Annotated in this window: 23 protein-coding genes; 11 read left to right on the top strand and 12 right to left on the bottom strand. The window is 72.7% G+C overall.

From position 1 onward, the window contains the following. Positions 1–86 precede the first annotated feature (86 nt). From ACFV4G_RS16365 to ACFV4G_RS16355, 3 genes are all read right to left on the bottom strand, one after another. The gene (locus tag ACFV4G_RS16365; protein WP_380440715.1) at positions 87–1907 is read right to left on the bottom strand and encodes an NHL domain-containing thioredoxin family protein; all 1821 of its coding nucleotides are present in this window, start codon (positions 1905–1907) and stop codon (positions 87–89) included. Positions 1908–1975: 68 nt separating this feature from the next. Then, the gene (locus ACFV4G_RS16360) at positions 1976–2488 is read right to left on the bottom strand and encodes a GNAT family N-acetyltransferase (RefSeq protein WP_380440713.1); all 513 of its coding nucleotides are present in this window, start codon (positions 2486–2488) and stop codon (positions 1976–1978) included. Positions 2489–2506: 18 nt separating this feature from the next. Beyond that, positions 2507–2854 carry a helix-turn-helix domain-containing protein gene (locus ACFV4G_RS16355; protein ID WP_359968625.1) on the bottom strand — a complete coding sequence of 116 codons (348 nt, stop codon included), beginning with the start codon at positions 2852–2854 and terminating at the stop codon, positions 2507–2509. A gap of 98 nt (positions 2855–2952) precedes the next feature. Between ACFV4G_RS16355 and ACFV4G_RS16350 the strand changes: the two genes are divergently transcribed. Together ACFV4G_RS16350 and ACFV4G_RS16345 are read left to right on the top strand one after the other, a co-directional pair. After that, positions 2953–3837, top strand: coding sequence for an NAD(P)-dependent oxidoreductase (locus ACFV4G_RS16350; RefSeq protein ID WP_380440710.1), 885 nt, complete (start codon positions 2953–2955; stop codon positions 3835–3837). Between the two features lie 23 nt (positions 3838–3860). Then, a complete protein-coding gene (locus ACFV4G_RS16345) occupies positions 3861–4433 on the top strand; it encodes a GNAT family N-acetyltransferase (protein ID WP_380440708.1) in 573 nt (190 codons plus the stop codon). Between the two features lie 45 nt (positions 4434–4478). On the opposite strand, the gene ACFV4G_RS16340 is transcribed toward ACFV4G_RS16345, so the two are convergent. Continuing rightward, on the bottom strand, positions 4479–5534 hold the full coding sequence (locus ACFV4G_RS16340; protein ID WP_380440706.1) for an aldo/keto reductase: 1056 nt from the start codon (positions 5532–5534) through the stop codon (positions 4479–4481). Between the two features lie 178 nt (positions 5535–5712). On the opposite strand from ACFV4G_RS16340, the gene ACFV4G_RS16335 reads away from it, so the two are divergent. The 3 genes from ACFV4G_RS16335 (at position 5713) to cutA (ending at position 8263) form a co-directional block, all read left to right on the top strand. Then, positions 5713–6657 carry a hypothetical protein gene (locus ACFV4G_RS16335; protein WP_380440704.1) on the top strand — a complete coding sequence of 315 codons (945 nt, stop codon included), beginning with the start codon at positions 5713–5715 and terminating at the stop codon, positions 6655–6657. A 215-nt stretch (positions 6658–6872) separates the two neighbouring features. Beyond that, positions 6873–7772, top strand: a complete 900-nt coding sequence (locus ACFV4G_RS16330) for a class I SAM-dependent methyltransferase (protein WP_380440702.1) — start codon at positions 6873–6875, stop codon at positions 7770–7772. Between the two features lie 86 nt (positions 7773–7858). Further along, positions 7859–8263, top strand: a complete 405-nt coding sequence (cutA, locus tag ACFV4G_RS16325; RefSeq protein ID WP_380440700.1) for a divalent-cation tolerance protein CutA — start codon at positions 7859–7861, stop codon at positions 8261–8263. Positions 8264–8298: 35 nt separating this feature from the next. Here cutA and metG read toward each other — a convergent pair whose 3' ends face one another. From metG to ACFV4G_RS16310, 3 genes are all read right to left on the bottom strand, one after another. Continuing rightward, the gene (metG, locus tag ACFV4G_RS16320; RefSeq protein ID WP_380440698.1) at positions 8299–10026 is read right to left on the bottom strand and encodes a methionine--tRNA ligase; all 1728 of its coding nucleotides are present in this window, start codon (positions 10024–10026) and stop codon (positions 8299–8301) included. A gap of 134 nt (positions 10027–10160) precedes the next feature. Next, positions 10161–10379: a DUF397 domain-containing protein gene (locus ACFV4G_RS16315; protein WP_380440696.1), complete on the bottom strand. Its 219-nt coding sequence runs from the start codon at positions 10377–10379 to the stop codon at positions 10161–10163. Continuing rightward, a complete protein-coding gene (locus ACFV4G_RS16310) occupies positions 10376–11230 on the bottom strand; it encodes a helix-turn-helix domain-containing protein (protein WP_380440694.1) in 855 nt (284 codons plus the stop codon). Before ACFV4G_RS16310 ends, ACFV4G_RS16315 begins: the two co-directional genes overlap by 4 nt. Positions 11231–11538: 308 nt before the next feature. On the opposite strand from ACFV4G_RS16310, the gene ACFV4G_RS16305 reads away from it, so the two are divergent. Then, complete coding sequence (locus ACFV4G_RS16305; RefSeq protein ID WP_380440693.1) at positions 11539–11694, top strand: hypothetical protein; 156 nt, start codon at positions 11539–11541, stop codon at positions 11692–11694. 61 nt (positions 11695–11755) lie between these two features. On the opposite strand, the gene ACFV4G_RS16300 is transcribed toward ACFV4G_RS16305, so the two are convergent. The 3 genes from ACFV4G_RS16300 to ACFV4G_RS16290 all read right to left on the bottom strand — a co-directional run bounded on the left by ACFV4G_RS16300 (position 11756) and on the right by ACFV4G_RS16290 (position 14020). Further along, entirely contained in the window at positions 11756–11950 is a 195-nt protein-coding gene (locus tag ACFV4G_RS16300; protein ID WP_380440691.1) for a DUF397 domain-containing protein, read from the bottom strand. After that, on the bottom strand, positions 11898–12593 hold the full coding sequence (locus tag ACFV4G_RS16295; protein ID WP_380440689.1) for a GNAT family N-acetyltransferase: 696 nt from the start codon (positions 12591–12593) through the stop codon (positions 11898–11900). The genes ACFV4G_RS16300 and ACFV4G_RS16295 overlap by 53 nt, the downstream gene beginning before the upstream one ends. A 143-nt stretch (positions 12594–12736) precedes the next feature. Then, positions 12737–14020, bottom strand: coding sequence for an adenylosuccinate synthase (locus ACFV4G_RS16290; protein ID WP_380440687.1), 1284 nt, complete (start codon positions 14018–14020; stop codon positions 12737–12739). A 126-nt stretch (positions 14021–14146) separates the two neighbouring features. Between ACFV4G_RS16290 and ACFV4G_RS16285 the strand changes: the two genes are divergently transcribed. The 3 genes from ACFV4G_RS16285 (at position 14147) to purM (ending at position 18061) form a co-directional block, all read left to right on the top strand. Further along, positions 14147–14992: a diacylglycerol kinase gene (locus ACFV4G_RS16285; RefSeq protein WP_380440685.1), complete on the top strand. Its 846-nt coding sequence runs from the start codon at positions 14147–14149 to the stop codon at positions 14990–14992. Between the two features lie 255 nt (positions 14993–15247). Further along, complete coding sequence (gene purF, locus ACFV4G_RS16280) at positions 15248–16828, top strand: amidophosphoribosyltransferase (protein WP_380440683.1); 1581 nt, start codon at positions 15248–15250, stop codon at positions 16826–16828. Between the two features lie 147 nt (positions 16829–16975). Continuing rightward, entirely contained in the window at positions 16976–18061 is a 1086-nt protein-coding gene (gene purM / locus ACFV4G_RS16275) for a phosphoribosylformylglycinamidine cyclo-ligase (protein ID WP_380440681.1), read from the top strand. A 180-nt stretch (positions 18062–18241) separates the two neighbouring features. Here the strand turns inward: purM and ACFV4G_RS16270 are convergent, their stop codons facing one another. Further along, the gene (locus ACFV4G_RS16270) at positions 18242–18499 is read right to left on the bottom strand and encodes a DUF3073 domain-containing protein (protein WP_280674041.1); all 258 of its coding nucleotides are present in this window, start codon (positions 18497–18499) and stop codon (positions 18242–18244) included. Between the two features lie 395 nt (positions 18500–18894). Next, a complete protein-coding gene (locus ACFV4G_RS16265; protein ID WP_380440679.1) occupies positions 18895–20052 on the bottom strand; it encodes a Glu/Leu/Phe/Val dehydrogenase dimerization domain-containing protein in 1158 nt (385 codons plus the stop codon). A gap of 198 nt (positions 20053–20250) precedes the next feature. Between ACFV4G_RS16265 and ACFV4G_RS16260 the strand changes: the two genes are divergently transcribed. After that, positions 20251–21159: a hypothetical protein gene (locus ACFV4G_RS16260; protein WP_380440677.1), complete on the top strand. Its 909-nt coding sequence runs from the start codon at positions 20251–20253 to the stop codon at positions 21157–21159. Positions 21160–21656: 497 nt separating this feature from the next. Next, positions 21657–21863 (top strand): developmental transcriptional regulator BldC, encoded by a 207-nt coding sequence (gene bldC, locus ACFV4G_RS16255; RefSeq protein ID WP_014137253.1) that lies wholly within the window; start codon positions 21657–21659, stop codon positions 21861–21863. The last annotated feature ends 391 nt before the right edge of the window (positions 21864–22254 follow it).

Here is a 22254-nt window from a genome sequence, read left to right as displayed (position 1 = left end):
CCGCGGCGGGGGGGGGCGTCGCCCGCCGGGGGGGGCGGGGGCGCCCGTGGGCCCAGCGCGGGGGCCCCTTCCGCAAGTCCTGCGGGCTACTCCATGCCCGCGAGCACCAGCGGCAGGCGGCGGGCGCCGTCGGCGACCAGCTTCACCGGCACGCCCCAGTCCTGCTGGTGCACGTGGCAGGCCGGGTACTCGATCTCCGGGTCGTCGTCGCAGGAGGCGGCCATCGCCGACACGTGCAGCACGCCCTCGGCGACCTCGCCGGACAGGACCAGCTCGCGCGAGAGGTCGGAGTCCGCGCCCGCGCCCGAGACCAGCAGCTCCGGCGGCGTGGAGCTGACCAGCAGCCGGGTGGACGGACCGTAGCGCTCGTCCAGCTTCTGGCCGCTCGGCGCGGAGAAGACCACGTCCAGCCGGAACGGGCCCGGGGCGACCTCGGTGGCCGCGCGCTGGGTGCGGTGCGCGACCGACTCGACCCGCACCGCCTCCTCGGGCAGCCGCAGCCTGGTCAGCCGGTGCCGGGCCGACTCGACCACGACGATGTCCTCGTCCACCAGGACGGCCCCGGACGGCTCGCGCAGGTCGGTGGCCAGCGTGCTCACCTCGCCGGTCGCCGGGTCGAAGCGGCGCAGCGCGTGGTTGTAGGTGTCGGCGACGGCCACCGAGCCGTCCGGCAGGACGGTGACGCCCAGCGGGTGCTGGAACAGGGCCTGGTCGGCGGCGCCGTCGCGGTGGCCGAAGTCGAACAGGCCGGTGCCGACGGCCGTCTCGACCGTCTTGGTTTCACGTGAAACCCAGCGGAGCGCCGAGGTCTCGGAGTCGGCGACCCAGAGCTTCTCGCCGTCCGCGGAGACCGCGAGGCCGGACGGCTGGGCGAACCAGGCCTCGTCGGCGGGCCCGTCCACCAGGCCCTCGTTGGTCGTGCCGGCCGCGACGGCGACCGTCCCGGCCGCCGGGTCGTAGGCCCACAGCTGGTGCACGCCGGCCATGGCGATCCACACCCGGCCGTCGAACCAGGCGACGTCCCACGGCGAGGAGAGGTCCACCTCGCGGGCCGGGCCCTCGGTGGCCGAGCCCTGCCACCACTGGCGGCCGGTGCCGGCCAGCGTGGTGACGTGGCCGTCGGCCAGCCGGACGCCGCGCAGGGCGTGGTTGACGGTGTCGGCGACGATCACGTCGTAGTCGTACGGGTGGCCCTCGGGCAGCAGCACGAGGCCCTGCGGCTCGCTGAACCGCGGGTCGGTGCCGTCCACCAGGCCGCGCTGCCCGTCGCCGATCCGGCGCACCACCGTCTCGCCGTCCTCGGCCAGCTCGACCAGCGAGTGGTGGCCGGAGTCGGCTACCAGGAAGTGGCCGTCGCCCAGGCGCACCGCCTTGCCCGGGAACTTGAGGTCCCCGGCGGTCGGCTCCGGCGCCACGTACGGGCCGTCGCCGCGGCGGAGCGTGCCCTTGGCGGCGTGCTCCTCCTCCAGCTCCTCCACCAGCCGGGCGATCGCGTGCGCGTGGCCCTCGCCGGCGTGCTGGGCGACGACGTACCCCTCGGGGTCGATCACCACGAGCGTCGGCCAGGCGCGCACCGCGTACTGCTTCCAGGTGACGAGCGCCGGGTCGTCCAGGACCGGGTGGTGCACCTCGTACCGGGCGACGGCGTCGACGACGGCCTGGTGGTCGGCCTCGTGCACGAACTTGGGCGAGTGCACGCCGACGATCACGACGGTGTCGCGGTGCTTCTCCTCCAGCTCGCGCAGTTCGTCGAGGACGTGGAGGCAGTTGATGCAGCAGAAGGTCCAGAAGTCCAGGACGGTGATCTTGCCCCGGAAGTCGGCGAGGGTGAGCTCCTTGCCGCCGGTGTTCAGCCAACCGCCTGCGCCGACCAGCTCGGGGGCGCGTACTCGTGCACGTGATGCCATGGCTGTATCCAACCCCATCGGGTGGGGGTGGCATTCCGGGGAGGGTGGGGCAGGGGGTGGCGGTGGGGTCAGGCGGCCGGGCCGACGCGCGCCTGCCAGCGGGTCTCGCCGTCCTGCTGTTCGGCGGTCGGGGTGAGGCCGAGGGCGCGGGCCACGGCGGCGGAGGCGTGGTGGTCGGGGTGAATGTGGGCCGTCACGGTGGTGATGCCGGCGGCGGTCAGATGGGCGAGCAGGGTGCGGGCGGCCTCGGCGGCGAGGCCGCGGCCCTGCCAGGGCGTGCCGACCACCCAGGCGAGCTCGGCGCCGTCCCCGCGGACCGTGGCCTGGACGTAGCCCGCGAGGCGGCCGTCGGCGCGCAGGCGCAGCGCCCAGTTGCCCCAGGTCTCGGCGGGGTCGGGGGAGCCGGCGGCGAGCCGGGCGTAGCGGGTGCGCAGGGCGTCGGCGCCGTCCGGGGCGCCGCCGGTGAAGGCGTGCAGGGCCGGGTCGGCGAGGGCGGCGGCCATCTCCTCGGCGTGTTCGGGCCGCAGCGGGACGAGGTCGAGGCGTTCGCCGTGCAGGGTGGCGGTGGTGTCGGGGTGCATGGGTCCGTCCGGGGCCTTTCAGTGCGGGTGCGGGCTCGTGCCGAGGACGTGGTCCCGTCCCCACGCGCCGAGTGGCGCCAGTGCCGCGTTGAGGCGCGTGCCGGCGTCGGTCAGCGTGTACTCGACCCGGGGCGGGACCTCGTCGTGCGCCTCGCGGTGCACGATGCCGTCCGCCTCCAGTTCGCGCAGGTGGGCGGCGAGCACCTTCTCGGTGATGCCCGGCACCAGGCGGCGCAGCTCGCCGAAGCGGCAGCCGGGGCGGGCGTCCAGCGCCCAGAGGATCAGCACCTTCCACTTGCCGCCGATCACGTCCATCGCGGCGTCGATCCCGCAGACGTACGCCCCCGGCCTCGGCACGGTCGCCATGCCCCCACCCCTTCCGACCTCGTCGCTCACCCCAGGGTAACCACCCACTTCCACGTGCGTACTTGATCGTCAACGGTGCCGCGAAGAGGCTGATTCCCATGGGAAGCACCGAAGTTGAGAAGACCCCCGTCACCCTGCTCGGGCTCGGCGCCATGGGCACCGCCCTGGCCCATGCCTGGCTCGCCGCCGGGCACCCGCTGACCGTCTGGAACCGCGGCCCGGCCAGGGCCGGGGTGCTCGCCGCCGAGGGCGCGGTCGTCGCCGCGAGTGCCGCGGAGGCCGTCGCGGCCAACCGGCTGGTGGTCGTGTGCCTGCTCGACGACGCCTCCGTGGCGGAGGCGCTGGACGACGCGGACCTCGCCGGGAAGGACGTGGTCAACCTGGTCACCGGCACCCCCGCCCAGGCCCGGGCCCGCGCCGGGTGGGCCGCCGGGCGCGGCGCGCGCTACCTGGACGGCGGGATCATGGCCGTCCCGCCGATGATCGGCGTCCCGGCGGCCGGGCCGTACGTGTTCTACAGCGGTTCGTCCGCGCTGTTCGAGGAGCACGCGGAGGTGCTCGCCGTGCCGGCCGGCCCGCGGTACGTCGGGGCGGACCCGGGGCACGCGGCGCTGCACGACGTGGCGCTGCTCAGCGCGATGTACGGGATGTTCGCCGGGGTCGCGCACGCGTTCGCGCTGGTCAGGGCGGAGGGCGCGGTCACGCCCGGCGACCTCGCGCCGCTGCTGGCCGGGTGGCTGACGGCGATGACCGGGTCGATCGCCAGGACGGCGGACCAGCTGGAGAGCGGCGACTACGCCAAGGACGTGGTCTCGAACCTGGCGATGCAGGTGGCCGGGCGCCGGACGCTGCTGGGCACGGCCGAGGAGCAGGGCGTGAGCGACGAACTCCTGGCGCCGTACTTCCGGTTGATGGAGCGCAGGCTCGCGCTCGGCGGCGGTGAGGAGGACCTGGCGGGGGTGGTCGACCTGCTGCGGGGCTGAGGCCCGGCCGGTAACGTACCGGCATGGCTGACCTTGAAGAACGCGCCAACGTCGTCGCGTCCGGTGCCCGGCAGACCGGGGCGGGGGTGCCGGTCCGCCGGCGCCGCGTCCCGGACCTCGCCGAATGCGTCCGGCTGCTGGGCGACGTCCACGCCACCGACGGCTACCCGTCCGACTGGCCCGACCGCCCCGCCGCCTGGCTCACCCCCGAGGGGCTCCTCGCCGCCTGGGTGGCCGAGGCGGACGGCCGCATCCTCGGGCACGTCGCCCTCTCCCGCAGCGCCCCGGGGGACGCCGCCCCGGTGCTCTGGAGCCGCCGCACCGGCGCCCGGCCCGAGCTCACCGCCGTGGTGAACCGGCTGTACGTCGCCCCCGCCGCGCGCGGGCGGGGCGTCGGGGCGCGCCTGCTGGCGAACGCGCTGACCCACGCGCGGGCGCTCGGACTGCACCCGGTCCTCGACGTCCTCGCCACCGACGCGGCGGCGGTGGCCTGCTACCGGCGTCTCGGCTGGACCTGGCTGGGCAGCGCCGACCAGCAGTGGGGCGGCGGACGGACCGTCGTCGTGCACTGTTTCGCGGCGCCCCGGGAGCCGTGAGGGCGGCGGGGGAGCCGGCGTCACCGGCTCCCCCGCGGGGGCCCGTCAGTCCGCGGAGCGGTCCGCGGCGGGGCGGCGGCGCAGCGCGGGGGTGGTGAGTGCGGGCGGCTGCCAGACGCCGTCCGCCCGGTAGAGGTCGGTGCCGGGCGGGACGATCGCGTCGATGCGGTCGAGGGTGGCGTCGTCGAGGACGAGGTCGGCGCCCTTGAGCGCGGATTCGAGCTGCTCCATCGTGCGCGGGCCGAGGATCACCGAGGTGACGGCCGGGTGCGCGAGCGGGAAGGCGACGGCCAGCTCGGGGAGCGTGCGGCCGAGGTCCTCGGCGAGGGCGGTGAAGGCCTCGACGGCGTCCAGCTTGGCCTGGGTGAGCGGCAGTTCCGGGTCGAAGCGGCCCGGGTGGAGGGCGGCGCGGCCCTGCGTGAGGTCGATCGCCCGGCCCTTGCGGTAGCGCCCGGTGAGGAAGCCGCCGGCCAGCGGTCCCCAGGTCAGCGCGCCCATGCCGAGCTGCTGGACGGTGGGCAGCACGTTCGCCTCGATGCCGCGGGCGAGCAGCGAGTACGGCGGCTGCTCGGTGCGGAAGCGCGGCAGGCCGCGGCGCTCGGCGACGTGGTGGGCGTCGACGATCTGCTCGGCGGGGAAGGTCGAGCAGCCGAAGGCGCGGATCTTGCCGGCCCGGACGAGGTCGCCGAGCGCGGAGAGGGTCTCCTCCACGTCGGTGGTGTGGTCCGGCCGGTGCACCTGGTAGAGGTCGATCCGGTCGGTGCGCAGCCGCCGCAGGCTCTCCTCGACCTCCCGGACGATCCAGCGCCGGGAGTTGCCGCCCCGGTTGCGGCCCTCGCCCATCGGGAAGTGCACCTTGGTGGCGAGCACGATGTCGTCCCGGTCGCCGCGGGCGGCCAGCGCCTTGCCGACGATCTCCTCGGACTCGCCCGCCGAGTACATGTCGGCGGTGTCGACGAAGTTGATGCCGCGGTCGAGCGCGGTGTGGATGATCCGGACGCAGTCGTCGTGGTCGGGGTTGCCGATCGCGCCGAACATCATGGTGCCGAGGCAGTAGGCGCTGACTTCGATGCCGGTGCCGCCGAGGACGCGGTAGCGCATGGTGGTTCTCCCCCGAAGGTCTTGGGTGTCCCGTTCGTTGCGTCAGAGGCTAGGAGTTGGAGTGCACTCCAACGCAAGCGTCCGTCCGCGGCCCGGCGCGCGGGATCCCCCGGCGGGGGGAGCGGGTTCGTCGGGGCGGAGGAGGCCGGGGCGGGGCCGCGCGGGCGAGCGTGGGGGCATGACGAGGAACGCGTGGGGTGTGATCGGCTGGGGTGTCGCCTGTGCCGGGTTCGGGACGGGCTGCGCGCTGAGCGGGACGGAGCTGTTCGGGGCCGTCTGGCCGGGCTGGGCGGTCGCCGGGGCGGGGGTGGTCGCGGTGCCGGCCGGGGTGGCGGCCGGGGTGGCGTCGGCCCGGGGGAGGCCGGGGCCGGGGCTGCGGGCGGTGCTGTGGGGGCTGGCCGGGCCGGCGGCGGTGGCGGCCTGGGGGCTGCTGATGGACGTGCTGATGCTGCTGACCGGGGAGGCCGTGGACAGCGGCCCGGGGGCGGTGCTGCACGCGCTGTCGGCGGTCGGCGTCGTGCTGCTGGTGGGTGCCACGCGCGTGCGGCCGCCCGCCGGGCACCGGGCTCCGGCGCCGGCTCCGTCGGAGGCCCCGGCGGCCGTTCAACTCGCCGCATGGGCAGGCACGTTGGCCTTCGTCCCGTACGTCGTGATGAAGCTCGACTGGGCCTTCGGCGGCAGCTTCGCGGGGATCGACGGTGCCCGGATGCGGGTGACCAACGAGCGCAACGGAGCCTCCGGGCTCTGGCTCACCCTGGAGGACTGGGGGATCGACGCCACCGCGCTGATGGCCGCGCTCGGGGTGTTCCTGCTGTGGGGCCTGGTCCGGCCGTGGGGGCAGGTCTTCCCGCGGTGGACCCTGGTGCTGAGCGGCCGCCGGGTGCCGCGCTGGCTGCCGCTCACCCCCGCGCTGATCGGGGCCGGCACGCTGGCGCCGTACGGGCTGCTGGGGGTCGGCTACCTGTCGCTGTGCACGGTCGGCGTGACGACGATCCGGACGGGCGACCTGCCGACGCCGGACGACGCGCTGATGGTGGGCTGGGTCGGGATGAGCGCGTTCGCCGTGTACGGGGTGGCGCTGGCGGTCGCGGTCCGCTCGTACTGGCGGCGCACGGGCGGCTGAGCGCGGGGCCGCGGCTGGGCCCGATTTGCGGGAACGGCAACAAAGCTTGCCGATTCGGCGGCGACGGCCGCAGCCTGGCGGTGGAACGGCCGCAGCCTGGCGGTGGAGGTGACCGCGCACCGCGCGTCCGCCGCCGCGCCGACGGCCCGAGCGGGGAGGCTCCCTCCCGTACGCCGCACCACCGCACCGACGACCCCGACGATCGGAGACCCCGGATGTCCGGCCACCACCATCACCAGCCCACTAAGGGCCAGGGCCACGAGCACGGCCACGACCACGTCCCCGCCGCCGACTTCGACTGGGACGCGCTCGCCGCCCACCTGGAGCGCGAGGCCGAGCTGAAGGCCCCCGCCGTCACCGCGGCCGCCCACTGGCTGCGCGGGCTGACCGGCGGCGAGGTCCGCCGGGTGCTCGACGTCGGCAGCGGCCCGGGCGTGCTCGCCGGGCTGCTCGCCGAGGCCTTCCCGGCCGCCGAGGTGGTCGCGGTCGACCAGTCGGCGGCGCTGCTGGAGCGCGCCCGGACCCGCTCCGGCGGCCGGCTGAAGACCCGGCAGGCCGATCTGCCCGAGGAGTTCGGCAAGCTCGGCGAGGCCGACCTGATCTGGTCCGCGAACGCGATCCACCACCTCGGCGACCAGCAGACCGCGCTCACCGGCCTGGCCGGGCTGCTGCGCCCCGGCGGGCTGCTGGCCGTCGCCGAACGCGGGCTGCCGCTGCGCTACCTGCCGCGCGACTTCGGCCTCGGCAGGGCCGGCTTCCAGGCCCGGCTGGACGCGGCCCACGAGGCGGGCTTCAGCACGATGCGCGCCGAACTGCCGGGCGCCACCGAGGAGATCGAGGACTGGCCGGCCATGCTCGGCCGGGCCGGCCTGACCCCGACCGGCACCCGGACCTTCCTGATCGACCACCCGGCCCCGCTCGCCGCCCCCGCCCGCGAGCACCTGCGCGCCCAGCTCGCCCGCCTGCACGACCAGCTCGCCGACCACCTGGACCCGCAGGACGCGGCGACGCTGGCGGCCCTGCTGGACGAGGACGCCCCGACCGGGATCCTGCACCGGACGGACGCCTTCTACCTGTCCGCGATGACGGTCCACACCGCCCGCGCGGCCCGGTAGCCCCGGAGCCCCCCCCCCGGGGGTGGCGCCGGGACGCCGGTGCCGCCCCGGGGACCAATGCGTCCGGGGACCGGTACCGTCGCCCCATGACCGCCGACGAGCACGAGAACGAGCACGAGAACGAGCCCGGAACCGGTCTCGGAACCGAGCACGCGGACGACCCCGGAACCGCGCCCGGCTTCGTCGTCGTGACGACCACCCACGAGACCGAGGACCTGGCCCGGGCCCTGGCGTCCGCCGCCGTCCGCGAGCGGCTGGCCGCGTGCGCGCAGGTGTACCCGGTCCGGTCCGTCTACTGGTGGGAGGGCGAGGTGCAGGACGCCGAGGAGTGGCGGATCGACCTCAAGACGAGGGCCGGACTCGCCGACCGGCTGAGTGCGTTCCTCACCGCGCGCCACGCGTACGAGACGCCCGAGGTGATCGCCGTCCCGGTGGTCGCGGGCAGCCCCGGCTACCTCGCCTGGGTCACCGCCGAGACGGCCGCTCCCTGACGCCCCGCGCTCCCCGGGAGTCCGCCCGCGAGCCCCTACTCGCCGCCGAAGCGCGTCGTCCACGCCGCCAGGTCGTCGTCGGTGATCTTGGCGAACAGCACCGGCGGCACGGTGAACCCCGTCCCGGCCGGCACCAGGTCGAGCGACCGCGCCTCCTCCGGGGCGACCCAGCGCCGGGACGCCGCCGGGGAGTCGTCGGCCACGGCGAACGCGCCGCGCATCGCCGCCGCGGTGGCCGGGACGAACGGCTCCGACACCACCGCGTACAGGTGGATCAGGTTCATCGCCGTGCGCAGCGTCAGCGCCGCCGCCTCCGGGTCGGTCTTCACCTGGAGCCACGGCGCCTTCTCGTCCAGGTACGCGTTGCCGGCGCTCCACAGGGCGCGCAGGGCCTGCGCCGCCTTGCGGAAGTTGAGCGCGTCGAGCTGCGCCTCGTACTCGGCGAGGAGGCCGGCGATCTGCGCGCCGAGCCGCTCCTCCGCCTCGCCGGCGGCGTGCCCGCCGGGGACGTCGTCGCCGAAGCGCTTGCGGCTGAAGGTCAGCACCCGGTTGACGAAGTTGCCGAGGGTGTCGGCGAGGTCCTTGTTGACGACGGCGGCGAAGAGGTCCCAGGTGAAGCTGGAGTCGTCCGACTCGGGCGCGTGCGCCATCAGGAAGTAGCGCCAGTAGTCGGCCGGCAGCAGCTCCAGGGCGACGTCGGTGAAGATGCCGCGCTTCTGGCTGGTGGAGAACTTCCCGCCGTAGTACGTCAGCCAGTTGAAGGCCTTGACCTGGTCGACCTTCTTCCACGGGCGGCGCGAGCCGAGGATCGTCGCCGGGAACATCACGGTGTGGAACGGGACGTTGTCCTTGGCCATGAACTCGGTGTAGCGGACGGCGTCGTCGGCCTCGTACCACCAGGACTTCCAGTCCCGCAGCTGCCCGGCCGGGGCCGCGTCCGCCCACTCCTTGGTGGCGCCGATGTACTCGATCGGGGCGTCGAACCAGACGTAGAACACCTTGCCCTCGGCGGCCAGCTCCGGCCACACGTCGGCCGGCACCGGGACGCCCCACTCCAGGTCACGGGTGATCGAGCGGTCCTGCAGGCCCTCGGTGAGCCACTTGCGGGCGATCGACGAGGCGAGCACCGGCCAGTCGTCGGCGTGGGCCGAGATCCACTCCTCGACCTCCTCGGTCAGCTTCGACTGGAGCAGGAACAGGTGCCTGGTCTCCCGCACCTCCAGGTCGGCGCTGCCGCTGATGGCCGAGCGCGGCTCCAGCAGGTCGGTCGGGTCCAGCACGCGCGTGCAGTTCTCGCACTGGTCGCCGCGGGCCTTGTCGTAGCCGCAGTGCGGGCAGGTGCCGACGATGTAGCGGTCCGGCAGGAAGCGGCCGTCGGCGTTGGAGTACACCTGGCGGATCGCGCGCTCCTCGATGAAGCCGTTGCGCTGGAGCTCGCGGGCGATCTCCTGGGTGATCTCCCGGTTCTGCGGCGAGGAGCTGCGGCCGAAGTGGTCGAAGGAGAGGCCGAAGCCGTCGTACACCGCGCGCTGCGCGTCGTGCGCCCGTGCGCAGAACTCGGCGACCGGCAGTCCGGCCTCCTGCGCGGCGAGTTCGGCGGGCGTGCCGTGCTCGTCCGTCGCGCAGATGTACAGCACCTCGTGGCCGCGCTGGCGCAGGTAGCGGGAGTAGACGTCCGCCGGGAGCATGGACCCGACCATGTTGCCCAGGTGCTTGATCCCGTTGATGTACGGAAGGGCGCTGGTGATCAGGTGCCGAGCCATCCTGGGATGCTCCGATTTCTCCCGCACGCGCACCCCGCCCGGGGTGCCGTGCCAGGCGCAGGGTTCCACTGTGGGTGCCAAAGCCTACCGTCGCGGGTGCGGCCGGACCGTGGATTAACGGCGCGCCCCGGCGGTCAGGGCGCGCCCGGCGCCTGGAACCCGCCGAAGTCGCCGTGGCGGTCGAACTCCCCGGCCTTCACCCCCCGCACGAAGGCCGCCCACTTGCGCGGGGTGGTGCGCACGACGACCTCGGCGCTCTCCGACTCGCGGATCTCCACCAGCCCGTCGGCGGTGCGGATCTCGACGCACTCGTTGGCCTCGGCGCTCGCCGAGGACTTCTGCCAGCTGTTCATGAGGACGCTGTCTTCAGTATGGTCCGGATGAACTCCCGTGAGTCGTCGGCGCCGAGGGCGATCGCGTCGGTCTCCGTCCTGATCTCGCGGTAGGCCCGCAGGTCGGCCTCGGTGTGCACGAACTTCGGCCCCTGCGAGAGGTCGATCTGGACGGTGTCGAGCTCCGGAACGGGCCCGCGGGCGAGGTACATGCTCTCCCCGGAGCCGGGGAACGTGTCCACGCTGAACGGGATCGCGCGGATCTCCACGCCGGGGCGCTCGGAGTCCTCCAGCAGGCTGAGCAGTTGGTCGCGCAGCACGACCGGGCCGCCGAACTGCATGCGCAGCGCGGACTCGTGGACGAAGGCGGTGTACGGCTTCGGCCGTTCGACCAGGACGCGCTGGCGCTGGATCCGGAACGCGGTGCGCACGTCGGTCTCCTGCCGGGGCAGCGGCGGGCGCAGGCGCGCGAACACGGCGTTGGCGTAGGCGGAGGTCTGCAGGAGCCCGGGGATGAAACTGGTGTGCAGGATGGTGAGCGACTCGGCGTGGTGCTCCATCTCCGCGATGTCGATGATCCCGCTCGGGATGCGCCCGCGGTAGCCGTCCCACCAGTACTTGCGGCGGTCCTGGGTCATCGTGAGCAGTGCGTCGAGGTAGCGGCCACCGGTGAGGCCGCAGGTGCGCGCCCAGGCCCGGAGCCGGTCGGCGCTGATGCCGGACTTCCCGTTCTCCATCTGGGAGATCTTGGGCAGGTCGGTGCCCAGGGCGGCGGCCAGGGTCTTGGGCGTCACGCCCACGCGTTCGCGCATCTTGCGCAGCTCGATGCCAAGGCGCTGCTGGCGCACGGTCGGCGACAAGCGGGGTGGCATGACTCTCTTCTCCGGGTCGCGGGGTCCGTCGATGCTTCCGGTGAAGTGTGCCGTGCAAACCGGACCCTAGCTACCGAAACGGGGGATACCCCACGATGGAGTGAACGTCCACTCTCTCGGTAGCAAGTCTTGTACTTCGACCCTAGGGTCGAAGCCGAGTCACTCGCCGACCGGTTGTCGCCCACGGCCCATCAAGCGGCCCTGAATCCCGACCAGATGAACGGCCGGCAGGCTCGCCATCCCCGACCGGAGACACCCATGCCGCTTCCGTCGCCCCTCCGTCGTTCCCGACGCGTCCCGGTGAGCCGGTGAACGCTCTGATCGTCGCCGGCCTCTCCCTCCTGCTGCTCGCCGTGCTGTTCGTCGGCTGGCTGGTCTGGCTGGTCAACGTCCAGCCCAGGGAGCCCCGTTCGGCGAAGCCGGAGTTCGCCGCCCGGCACTCCCGCTCCGCCGACGAGAACTAGACGAGAACCAGCGGCCGGCGCCCGCGGGGCGCCGGCCACCCGACCGGCCGTCGTCGTACCGTCAGACGTCGGCCACGAAGTGGTCGAACTCCCCGGCCTGGACGCCGAGGAGGAAGGCCTCCCACTTCTCCGGAGTGGTGCGGACGACGACGCCGCTCCCGTCCGACTCGCGGATCTCGACGACGCCGTCGACGAACCGCACCTCAAGGCACTCGCCGGACGGGTCGCCGGTGGAAGGCCGCTGCCAGTCGCTCATGGTGGCTCCTCGGTGAAGGCTCGGGTCTGCGCCCCAGCTTGCCACCGCGGGCGAGCCGTTCGACCAGCCGGGCCTCGGCGGCGGGCCACTCGTCGGCGAGCATCGAGAAGTAGGCGCTGTCCCGCCAGACCCCGTCGGCACGCAGGCGGTCGCGGCGGAAGGTGCCCTCGTACTGGGCGCCGAGCCGCAGGATCGCGTTGCGGGAGCGGTCGTTGAGCGCGTCGGTCTTCCACATGACCCGGCCCATGCCCAGCTCGCCGAAGGCGTAGCGCAGGAGCAGCAGCTTCGACTCGGAGTTCACGGCCGAGCGCCACACCGAGCGGGCGTACCAGGTGCCGCCGATCTCGACGAGCTCGTGCGTCGCGCTGAAGTCGTAGAAGCCGGTGATGCCGACGGCCCTGCCGCTCGCCAGGTCGATCACGGCGAACTTCACCGCCGCGCCGGCCGCCACCTCCCCGATCCGGTGCTCGATGATCCCGCCCAGTTCCTCCTCGCTCTGCGGCGGGAGGAAGGGGATCCAGCGCCAGACGTCCGGGTCGGGGCCGACGGCGGCCCAGAGCTCGGGGACGTGGTGGCGCCCGAGGGGCTCCAGGCGGACGTGGCGGCCGGTCAGGGTGACGGGCTCGGGCAGCTTCGCGGTCATGACCCGAACGTACTGCCGAACTGTACTAGATGCAATGGAATTATGTCCTAGTGCAAAAGCCCGGGGCAAACGGAAGGGGCCCTGTGGGATCGCTCCCGCAGGGCCCCTCGGGCCGGTGGTCCGGACGGCGGTCCGGAGCCGGATCAGATGAACGAGTTGATCTGGATCGTCTCGTCACGGCCCGGGCCGACGCCGATGGCGGAGATCGGCGCGCCCGACATCTCCTCCAGCGCCTTCACGTAGGCCTGCGCGTTCTTCGGCAGCTCGGCGAAGGTCTTCGCCTTGCTGATGTCCTCGGTCCAGCCCGGCAGCGTCTCGTAGATCGGCTTGGCGTGGTGGAAGTCCGACTGGTTGTAGGGGAGCTCCTCGACCCGGCGGCCGTCGATCTCGTACGCGACGCAGACCGGGATCTGCTCCCAGCCGGTCAGGACGTCGAGCTTGGTGAGGAAGAAGTCGGTGAGGCCGTTGACCCGGGTCGCGTAGCGCGCGATCACGGCGTCGAACCAGCCGCAGCGGCGGTCGCGGCCGGTGGTCACGCCGCGCTCGCCGCCGATGCGGCGCAGCGCCTCGCCGTCCGCGTCGAGCAGCTCGGTCGGGAACGGGCCGGAGCCGACGCGGGTCGTGTACGCCTTGAGGATGCCGATGACCCGGTCGATCTTGGTGGGGCCGATGCCGGCGCCGGTGCAGGCGCCGCCCGAGGTCGGGTTCGACGAGGTCACGAAGGGGTACGTGCCGTGGTCGACGTCGAGCAGGGTGCCCTGGCCGCCCTCCAGCAGGACGACCTTGTTCGCCTTGAGGGCCTGGTCCAGGACGAGGGTGGTGTCGGCGAGGAAGGGCTTGATCTTGTCCGCGTAGCCCAGGTACTCCTCGACGACCAGCTCGGCCGGGACGGCGCGGCGGTTGTAGAGCTTGACCAGGATCTGGTTCTTGTCGTGCAGCGCCGCCTCGATCTTCTGGCGCAGGATCGACTCGTCGAACAGGTCCTGGACCCGGATGCCGACGCGGTTGATCTTGTCCGCGTAGGTCGGGCCGATGCCGCGGCCGGTGGTGCCGATCCGGCGCTTGCCGAGGAAGCGCTCGGTGACCTTGTCCAGGGTGCGGTGGTACGGCGTGATCAGGTGGGCGTTGCCCGAGATCAGCAGCTTCGAGGTGTCGATGCCGCGCTCGTTGAGGCCGGCCAGCTCGGAGAGCAGCACGCCCGGGTCGATCACGACGCCGTTGCCGATCACCGGCGTCACGTTCGGGCTGAGGATGCCGGAGGGGAGCAGGTGCAGGGCATACTTCTGGTCGCCGATGACCACCGTGTGACCGGCGTTGTTGCCGCCCTGGTAGCGGACGACGTAGTCGACGGAGCCGCCGAGGAGGTCGGTCGCCTTCCCCTTGCCCTCGTCCCCCCACTGAGCGCCAACGAGCACGAGTGCCGGCACAGGCGTACACCCCTTCCGGTTGGGGCATCCTGCGTAGGCCGCAGTCTGCCCCGAGATAGACGAAGCCCCTGGCGCAGTAGCGCAAGGGGCTCTTGCACCGAGAGATTACCTGAGGAAGGACCGGTCGTGTCGTCCCTGTCCACGCCTGCAACCGGCGGCTCCGAGCCGCTCCTGCTGCTCCTCGACCCGGTGGCCCGGCAGACCGACGGGGAGTCGGTGCGGATCGCGAAGGACGTGCTCTGCGGAGGTGCGGACGTCAAGGTGGCGTACCCGGAGAGCCCTTCCGAACTCGATCGGGTGCTTTCGCACCGGGGTCGGCGGCGACCGGTGGTGATCGGTTCCGATCTCGCCCTGCAGCGAGTGCTCCAGGCCCTGCACCGGCACCGTGAGCTGGGCACGGATCCGGTGGGCATGGTTCCGGTCGGCCGCTCGGAGGAACTGGCGGCGGCCCGCGCGCTCGGGGTCCCGGGCGAGCCGGTGCCGGCCGCGCGGGCGGTGCTGTCGGGGACGCCGCGCAAGCTCGACCTGCTGGTCGACGACGGCGGCGGGGTCGCGCTGGGCGGGGTGCGGATCGCGGGTGCGGGAGCCCGGCGGCTGATCGGCCGTCCGGGCGGCTGGCGTTCGCTATGGGCGAAACTGGCTGCGGCCGAGCAGGGGAACGCACTCACCGTCGAGGCCGCCGAGCAGAGCTCCCGGATCCGGGTCGAGGCCGACGGCCGGCTCCTCGCGGACGTCCACCGGCCGGTCCGGCTGGTGCAGGTCTCCCTCCCCTTCGGCGCGTCGGACGGTTCGGGCGTCATGGAGGTCGTCGTCCGCGCGCCCGGCGCCCTGGTGCGCGCCCGCGCCGCGAGCGTCTCGGTGGCCGGCCGCGGCTTCGGCTACGAGGTCGACGGCCGCCCGGTCGGCCCGGTCCGCGCCCGCACCTGGACGGTCCACCCGGGTGCGTGGGGCCTGCTGCTGCCGGCGGCGTGAGGGTGCCCGGTGACGCCTTCGTGAACTCCGGGTGAGCAGGCTCACGTTCGCCCCGGTCCCGAGGGCCGGCTCTTCGCACCCGGAATGCCCCAACAGGCGCGAACCACAAGGCCATCCCCGGCCCGCGGGAATTCCCCCGGGTCGAAATACCCACCCGGTAAGGGGTTTTGTCTACGCGCGTTGCCGAACGATCGCCCAACAATCCCGGCATCCCGGGTTCCGGAAGCCTGTGCCAACTGCCCTAGACTCGAAGGCGTGCCACGTGGTGACGGAAGACTCAACCACGATCTTCTTCCCGGCGAGAAAGGCCCCCAGGACGCTTGCGGCGTCTTCGGTGTCTGGGCTCCCGGCGAGGAGGTCGCCAAGCTCACGTTCTTCGGCCTTTACGCCCTGCAGCACCGCGGTCAGGAATCCGCGGGCATCGCAGTGAGCAACGGCTCCCAGATTCTCGTCTTCAAGGACATGGGACTCGTCTCCCAGGTCTTCGACGAGGCCTCCCTGGGGTCGTTGCACGGGCATATCGCCGTCGGACACGCCCGCTACTCGACCACCGGTTCCTCGGTCTGGGAGAACGCCCAGCCGACCTTCCGCGCGACCGTCCACGGTTCGCTGGCCCTCGGGCACAACGGAAACCTGGTGAACACCGCCGAACTGGCGGCCATGGTCGCCGAACTGCCGGGCGAGGAGCACGTCTCCCGCTCCGGCCGGACCGCCGCGACCAACGACACCGACCTGGTGACCGCGCTGCTCGCCGGCCACCCGGACCTCTCCATCGAGGAGACGGCCAAGGTCGTGCTGCCGAAGGTCAAGGGCGCGTTCTCGCTCGTCTTCATGGACGAGCACACCCTCTACGCCGCCCGCGACCCGCAGGGCATCCGCCCGCTGGTGCTCGGCCGGCTGGAGCGCGGCTGGGTGGTCGCCTCCGAGACCGCGGCGCTGGACATCTGCGGCGCCTCGTTCATCCGCGAGGTCGAGCCCGGCGAGCTCATCGCCATCGACGAGAACGGCATGCGCAGCTCCCGCTTCGCCGAGGCGAAGCCCAAGGGCTGCGTGTTCGAGTACGTCTACCTGGCCCGCCCGGACACCAGCATCGCCGGCCGCAACGTCCACCTCTCCCGCGTGGAGATGGGCCGCCGGCTGGCGAAGGAGGCGCCGGTCGAGGCCGACCTGGTGATAGCGACGCCCGAGTCCGGCACCCCCGCCGCGATCGGCTACGCCGAGGCCAGCGGCATCCCGTACGGCTCCGGCCTGGTGAAGAACGCCTACGTCGGCCGCACCTTCATCCAGCCCAGCCAGACCATCCGCCAGCTCGGCATCCGGCTCAAGCTGAACCCGCTGCGCGAGGTCATCCAGGGCAAGCGCCTGGTGGTCGTGGACGACTCGATCGTCCGCGGCAACACCCAGCGCGCGCTGGTGAAGATGCTGCGCGAGGCCGGCGCCGCCGAGGTCCACATCCGGATCTCCTCGCCGCCGGTGAAGTGGCCCTGCTTCTTCGGCATCGACTTCGCCACCCGCGCGGAGCTGATCGCCAACGGCATGACCATCGAGGAGATCGGGCGCACGCTCGGCGCGGACTCGCTCTCCTACATCTCGATCGACGGCATGATCGAGGCCACCAAGCAGCCCAAGGACAAGCTCTGCCGGGCCTGCTTCGACGGCGAGTACCCGATGGAGCTGCCCGACCCGGCGCTGCTCGGCAAGCTCCTGCTGGAGGCCGAGATCAAGGGCGGCCAGCAGCCGCCCGCCGTCCGCGGCAAGCCGACCGGCAGCGACCTGGACGGCGTCCAGTCCCTGCTCGGCGGAGCGGGCGCGGCCGACGCGCTGCGCCGCCCGTAGCGAAACCATGGTGGGGTCCCGCGAGCCGGGGCCCCACCGTCGTTCCGACCCCCTTCCGCCGTACCGAACCACCCCCACCAGACCCGAGAGGGCCGCACCGCAGTGACCTCCCACCCGTCGCCCACCGCCACCCCCAACGGAGACGCCATGCGTCACACCTCTGACGGCGCCACCTACGCCGCCGCCGGCGTCGACATCGAGGCGGGTGACCGCGCCGTCGAGCTCATGAAGCAGTGGGTGAAGAAGGCCAACCGCCCCGAGGTGGTCGGCGGTCTCGGCGGCTTCGCCGGCCTCTTCGACGCGTCCGCCTTCAAGAACTACGAGCGGCCGCTGCTGGCCTCGGCCACCGACGGCGTGGGGACCAAGGTGGCCATCGCCGCCGCCATGGACAAGCACGACACCATCGGCCACGACCTCGTCGGCATGGTCGTCGACGACCTCGTCGTGTGCGGCGCCGAGCCGCTGTTCATGACCGACTACATCTGCGTCGGCAAGGTCGTCCCGGAGCGCGTCGCCGCGATCGTCAAGGGCATCGCCGAGGGCTGCGCGCTGGCCGGCTGCGCCCTGGTGGGCGGCGAGACCGCCGAGCACCCGGGCCTGCTCGGCCCGGACGAGTACGACGTCGCGGGCGCCGGCACCGGCGTCGTCGAGGCGGACGCGCTGCTCGGCGCCGAGCGCGTGCGGGCCGGCGACGTGGTGATCGCGATGGCCGCCTCCGGCCTGCACTCCAACGGCTACTCGCTGGTCCGCCACGTCCTGCTGAACCAGGCCGGCTGGCAGCTGGACCGCAAGGTCGAGGAGTTCGGCCGCACCCTCGGCGAGGAGCTGCTGGAGCCGACCCGGATCTACTCGCTGGACTGCCTGGCGCTCACCCGCGCCACCGAGGTCCACGCCTTCTCGCACGTCACCGGCGGCGGCCTGGCGGCCAACCTGGCCCGGGTCATCCCGGCCGGCCTGCACGCCCGCCTGGACCGCGGCACCTGGACCCCGCTGCCGGTCTTCCAGACCGTCGCCGAGGTCGGCAAGGTGAGCACCCTGGAGATCGAGAAGACGCTCAACATGGGCGTCGGCATGGTCGCGGTCGTCCCGCCGCACTCGGTGGACGTCGTGCTGTCGATCCTGGAGGACCGCGGCGTCGAGGCCTGGCTGCTGGGCGACATCGTCGACCGCACCGACGAGCACGACGGCGGCGCGGCCCTCTACAACGCCTACGAGGGCTTCACGGCGGGCTGAGACAGGCTCACCGCGCCCCCGGCGCACCAGGTGTGTCAGATGTGACGAGAGGGCCCCTCCGGTGCACCGGAGGGGCCCTCTCGCGTCCCCGGGCCGCCGGCGGCCGACGGCCCGTCAGGGGGAACGCCGAAGACCGGCCCGGCGCCCTGGGGCGCCCGGACCGGTCCGGCGGTACGGCGGTTACGAGCGGCGGGAGGCCTGCGACGGCCCGGTGCCCGGCTCGGTGTCGTCCTCGTCGTCGAGGTCGGCGTAGCGGGCGGCGTACTCCGCGTACGGGTCGTCGTCCTCTTCCTCCTCGATCGGCTCGGGGTCGATCGAAGCGGTGGACGGCGATACGCCCAGCTCGTTGGACAGACGGTTAGCGTCGAACCCGCCGCTGTTGTACTTCAGCTCGCGGGCGACCTTCGTCTGCTTGGCCTTGGCCCGGCCGCGCCCCATGGGTCGACCCCCTCAACGATGGGGCTCACGGCCCCGAGTCTGACACGTGTTCATGATCAGGACCGGCCTGCCCGAATGGGGAGGACCGTCCCTTGGAGCATTAACGGTACCTGTTTCCGCCGCTGGACGGTACGTCGTCGGTGTGACGTGGCGCGCACCGACCGCACCCGCGACCAGGTCTTCCCAGGTCAAGGGAGGTTTTGCGGCGGTTTGCGCGCTGTCCGGAGGTGTCTGAGGTCCGTCGTTCCGGGATCGATTATCCCCCCAAGGGGGACCTCGGATCACCCGTTCGGGCGCAGAAGTGAGAATCCGGTTCCACATCGTGATGCGCGGGGGACGGAGGAGGACCGTCCCCCGCGCACGGAGTGACCGGATCGGCTCCGGACGGGGCCGGATCAGGCGCGGCGGGCGCCCGGGAGCAGGACCGTGCGCAGCGCGCTGATCTCGCGCATCCGCTTCTCGGCCAGGCGGTCGGCGGCGACCGCCGGCGGGACGCCGTCGGCGGCGGCCCGGGTGAAGATCTCCAGGGTGGTGTCGAAGATCTTCGTGGCCTTGTTCTTGGCCCGCTCGAAGTTGAAGCCGTCGATCTCGTCGGCGACCTGGATGACGCCGCCGGAGTTCACCAGGTAGTCCGGGGCGTAGAGGATCCCGCGGTCGGCGAGGTCCTTCTCGACGCCCGCGTGGGACAGCTGGTTGTTGGCCGCGCCGCAGACGATCGAGGTGCCGGACTCGCCGAGCGCGGCGACGACGTCGTCGGTGAGGGCGCCGCCGAGCGCGCAGGGGGCGTAGACGTCCAGCTTCGCCTGGAGCAGGGCGGTGGTGTCGGCGACGACCTCCACCTCCGGGTGGGCGGCGCGGACGCGGTTGACCGCGGCCTCGAACGGGTCGGTGACGACCACGGTGGCGCCGTCCGCGACGAGGTGGCCGACCAGGTAGTGGCCGACCTTGCCGACGCCCGCGACGCCGACCCGCTTGCCGCGCAGGGTCGGCTGGCCCCAGCGGGCCTGGGCGCTGGCGCGCATGCCCTGGAAGACGCCGAAGGCGGTCAGGATGGAGGAGTCGCCGGCGCCGCCGTGCTCGGGCGAGCGGCCCGTCACGAAGCCGGTCTCGCGGGCGATGACGTCCATGTCCTGCACGTAGGTGCCCACGTCGCAGGCGGTGATGTAGCGGCCGCGCAGGGACTCGACGAAGCGGCCGTAGGCCCGGAGCATCGCCTCGTTCTTGTCCTTGTTCGGGTCGCCGATGATGACGGCCTTGCCGCCGCCGAGGTCGAGCCCGGCGAGCGCGTTCTTGTAGGACATCCCGCGGGACAGGTTCAGCGCGTCCTCCAGGGCCGCCTCCTCGGAGGCGTACGGGAAGAAGCGGGTGCCGCCGAGGGCGGGGCCCAGCGCGGTGGAGTGGATGGCGATGATCGCCTTGAGCCCGGAGCTGCGGTCGTGGCAGAGGACGACCTGCTCGTGGCCGTCGCCGGGGGCGCCGTCCTGCTCGGTACGGAAGATCCTGCTGAGCACGCCGGGTGCGGGGTGCGTGGCGGATGTCTGTACGTCGGTCACTGTGGTGACTCCAGTATCGAAGGCCCGCTGCTGTGGTGCGGGCGCCTAAGGCGAAGCGTAGTCGCGTGCCCGTCGACGATCGGCCCTCTTGTCCGAGCTTGTGCCGGTTGTCCGAGGGGTGAGACGGGAGGGCCCCCGGAGTGCGGGCGCGAACCGTTCGGGGGCGCGCCCTCCCGGCGCCGCGCCCCGCGTGCGACCATGCAGGACGTGACCGTCGTCCGTACTTCCGTACAGCCGCCGTACGCCGCCCACCTGCGGGTCTACGAGCCGCTGGCCGCCTATCCGGAGCCCGAGCGGGCGCGTTGGCAGGCGTACGCGGCGCAGCACGGTCCGGACGCCGCGGAGGCCGCCCGGCCGGTGGCCGAGGCGGTGCTGGCGGAGCAGCGCGAGGCGCTCGCCGGGCTGGTCGGGCGCACGCCCCGGGCACTGCCCGAGCGGGAGAGCGAGCGGGCCTTCGTGCGGCTGGTGGACGGCGTCCTCTACGTCTGCCCGTGGGCGACCAGGCTGCGCAGCTGGCAGGCGCTGGAGGAGCTGCGGGCGGGGACCCCGGTGGCGCTGCTGGACACCGCGCTGCCGCCGGTGGCGCGGGCCGCCGCGGAGGCGGACCGGGAGCGCTGGCGGGCCGAGCACCCGGACGCCCGGCCGTGGATCCTCACCAGCCGGTGGGAGGTGCCGGTGCGGTGGTTCCTGCCGTTCGGGGAGGAGGACCGCTGCTTCGTTCCGGCGGAAGCGGGGGATAAGGGGGAGGGGGCGGGGCACCGGGCGCCGGCGCTGTTCTACTTGACGCCGATGTCGCAGGCACGCCGACGGGTGGCCCGGGCCTACCGGGCGTTGCGCGAGGCGGTTCCGGAGGGGGAGCTGGTGCGGGGGGCCGAGCAGGTCGGGCGGTGGCTGGAGGAGTTCCATCCGCGTTCGCTGGTGGAGCTGGACTACGGGGGGCTGGTGCATCTGCTGGGACCGGAGCGGTTGTTGGCGGACCGTTCGGCGGGGGAGCTGGAGGACGGCCTGCGGGCGCTGCGGGCGGGGGACGACGCGGAGGCGCTGCGGGTGTACGGGGAGCTGACGGTGCGCTGGCGGCGCGTCCTGGCGCTGCGGTACGCGAACTAGCGGGCGAACTGGCGTCCGAGCGCCCGTGTATGACTGGAAGGGTCCTTCGGCCCGAGCCGCATGACGAAGGTCCCGGTTCGGGTCAATACCTGTCGAACGTGACACTACTCACCGTTGACGCGAACTTACCCCTATGTGCAAAAATGGGACAACCAGCCCAACTCCACGCGAGCGTGCCCACTTTTGGGTGGTTCTGGAGTCGATGCGCGCTTTGCGGGGAAACGGAGGGTCTGGTCCCCTCGTAACCGGATGTCACTGGCGTGTGACTGTCCGTTATGGGGTGGTCCATCGCCATCCGTCGGCCTTGAACCCGTGAGGGGTCAATTTTGGCGGTTTGGTCGATAGGGCTGGACGGATGGTGTAGTTGTAGACACCAGGACAAGCCGTTCGTCCTATAACCGACTCGGCCCGTCTATGCCATTTCGGGCATCGCGGGCCAAGGTGCAGAATTTGAAGGATAGAACCGCCCTGGTTCGGTTCTCCCGAGGAGGCCGCTCATGACCGCTCGTACCCCTGATGCTGAGCCGCTGCTGACGCCGGCAGAGGTTGCCACCATGTTCCGCGTGGACCCGAAGACGGTCACCCGCTGGGCCAAGGCGGGCAAGCTGACGTCGATTCGCACGCTCGGCGGTCACCGCCGTTACCGCGAGGCGGAGGTGCGCGCACTGCTGGCCGGGATTCCCGCCCAGCGCACCGAGGCCTGATAGGCCGAAGGCTCTTTAAAGGGGCTGCTTACCGGACTCCGCCGGGTCCGGTAAGCAGCCCCTTTGCCATGCCCGGGGCCGGTCGCCGATCTGTCGGAATGTTGAACTCCGGATAACGATTTGATGCCCATGGGGCGGGGGGGATTTACAGTGAATAACTGTACAATTTTACATATTAAATTAGTGGCTTCCGAGCGAGGCCGTGCCGCGCCGGTTGTGGGGAAAACGTAAGTGACGACCGTCACGCGCTCCGTCACTTGTGGTCCAGACCAAGTGCGGGGTAAGGGGGCGTGCGCCCAAAACGCGAGAGGCGCGGGACCAGAAACGGTACGGGCCGCACCCACAGCGGCGCTCCCCACCGGGCGTTAAAACCCCACCACCCCCAATTCAA

Source organism: Kitasatospora sp. NPDC059747 (assembly GCF_042732955.1).
GTDB lineage: Bacteria > Actinomycetota > Actinomycetes > Streptomycetales > Streptomycetaceae > Kitasatospora.
The sequence above is the reverse complement of the archived record's forward strand: the minus strand, read 5'-3'. Positions and strand labels throughout refer to the sequence as shown.

Coding starts and splice junctions, on each gene's coding strand:
- bldC (WP_014137253.1), top strand. CDS start 21,657: ATGACCGCTCGTACCCCTGATGCTGAGCCGCTGCTGACGCCGGCAGAG.
- ACFV4G_RS16315 (WP_380440696.1), bottom strand. CDS start 10,379: ATGAACAGCTGGCAGAAGTCCTCGGCGAGCGCCGAGGCCAACGAGTGC.
- ACFV4G_RS16310 (WP_380440694.1), bottom strand. CDS start 11,230: ATGCCACCCCGCTTGTCGCCGACCGTGCGCCAGCAGCGCCTTGGCATC.
- ACFV4G_RS16350 (WP_380440710.1), top strand. CDS start 2,953: ATGGGAAGCACCGAAGTTGAGAAGACCCCCGTCACCCTGCTCGGGCTC.
- ACFV4G_RS16260 (WP_380440677.1), top strand. CDS start 20,251: ATGCAGGACGTGACCGTCGTCCGTACTTCCGTACAGCCGCCGTACGCC.
- ACFV4G_RS16365 (WP_380440715.1), bottom strand. CDS start 1,907: ATGGCATCACGTGCACGAGTACGCGCCCCCGAGCTGGTCGGCGCAGGC.
- purM (WP_380440681.1), top strand. CDS start 16,976: ATGCGTCACACCTCTGACGGCGCCACCTACGCCGCCGCCGGCGTCGAC.
- ACFV4G_RS16355 (WP_359968625.1), bottom strand. CDS start 2,854: ATGGCGACCGTGCCGAGGCCGGGGGCGTACGTCTGCGGGATCGACGCC.
- metG (WP_380440698.1), bottom strand. CDS start 10,026: ATGGCTCGGCACCTGATCACCAGCGCCCTTCCGTACATCAACGGGATC.
- ACFV4G_RS16340 (WP_380440706.1), bottom strand. CDS start 5,534: ATGCGCTACCGCGTCCTCGGCGGCACCGGCATCGAAGTCAGCGCCTAC.
- ACFV4G_RS16300 (WP_380440691.1), bottom strand. CDS start 11,950: ATGAGCGACTGGCAGCGGCCTTCCACCGGCGACCCGTCCGGCGAGTGC.
- cutA (WP_380440700.1), top strand. CDS start 7,859: ATGACCGCCGACGAGCACGAGAACGAGCACGAGAACGAGCCCGGAACC.
- ACFV4G_RS16360 (WP_380440713.1), bottom strand. CDS start 2,488: ATGCACCCCGACACCACCGCCACCCTGCACGGCGAACGCCTCGACCTC.
- ACFV4G_RS16330 (WP_380440702.1), top strand. CDS start 6,873: ATGTCCGGCCACCACCATCACCAGCCCACTAAGGGCCAGGGCCACGAG.
- ACFV4G_RS16345 (WP_380440708.1), top strand. CDS start 3,861: ATGGCTGACCTTGAAGAACGCGCCAACGTCGTCGCGTCCGGTGCCCGG.
- ACFV4G_RS16295 (WP_380440689.1), bottom strand. CDS start 12,593: ATGACCGCGAAGCTGCCCGAGCCCGTCACCCTGACCGGCCGCCACGTC.
- ACFV4G_RS16335 (WP_380440704.1), top strand. CDS start 5,713: ATGACGAGGAACGCGTGGGGTGTGATCGGCTGGGGTGTCGCCTGTGCC.
- ACFV4G_RS16270 (WP_280674041.1), bottom strand. CDS start 18,499: ATGGGGCGCGGCCGGGCCAAGGCCAAGCAGACGAAGGTCGCCCGCGAG.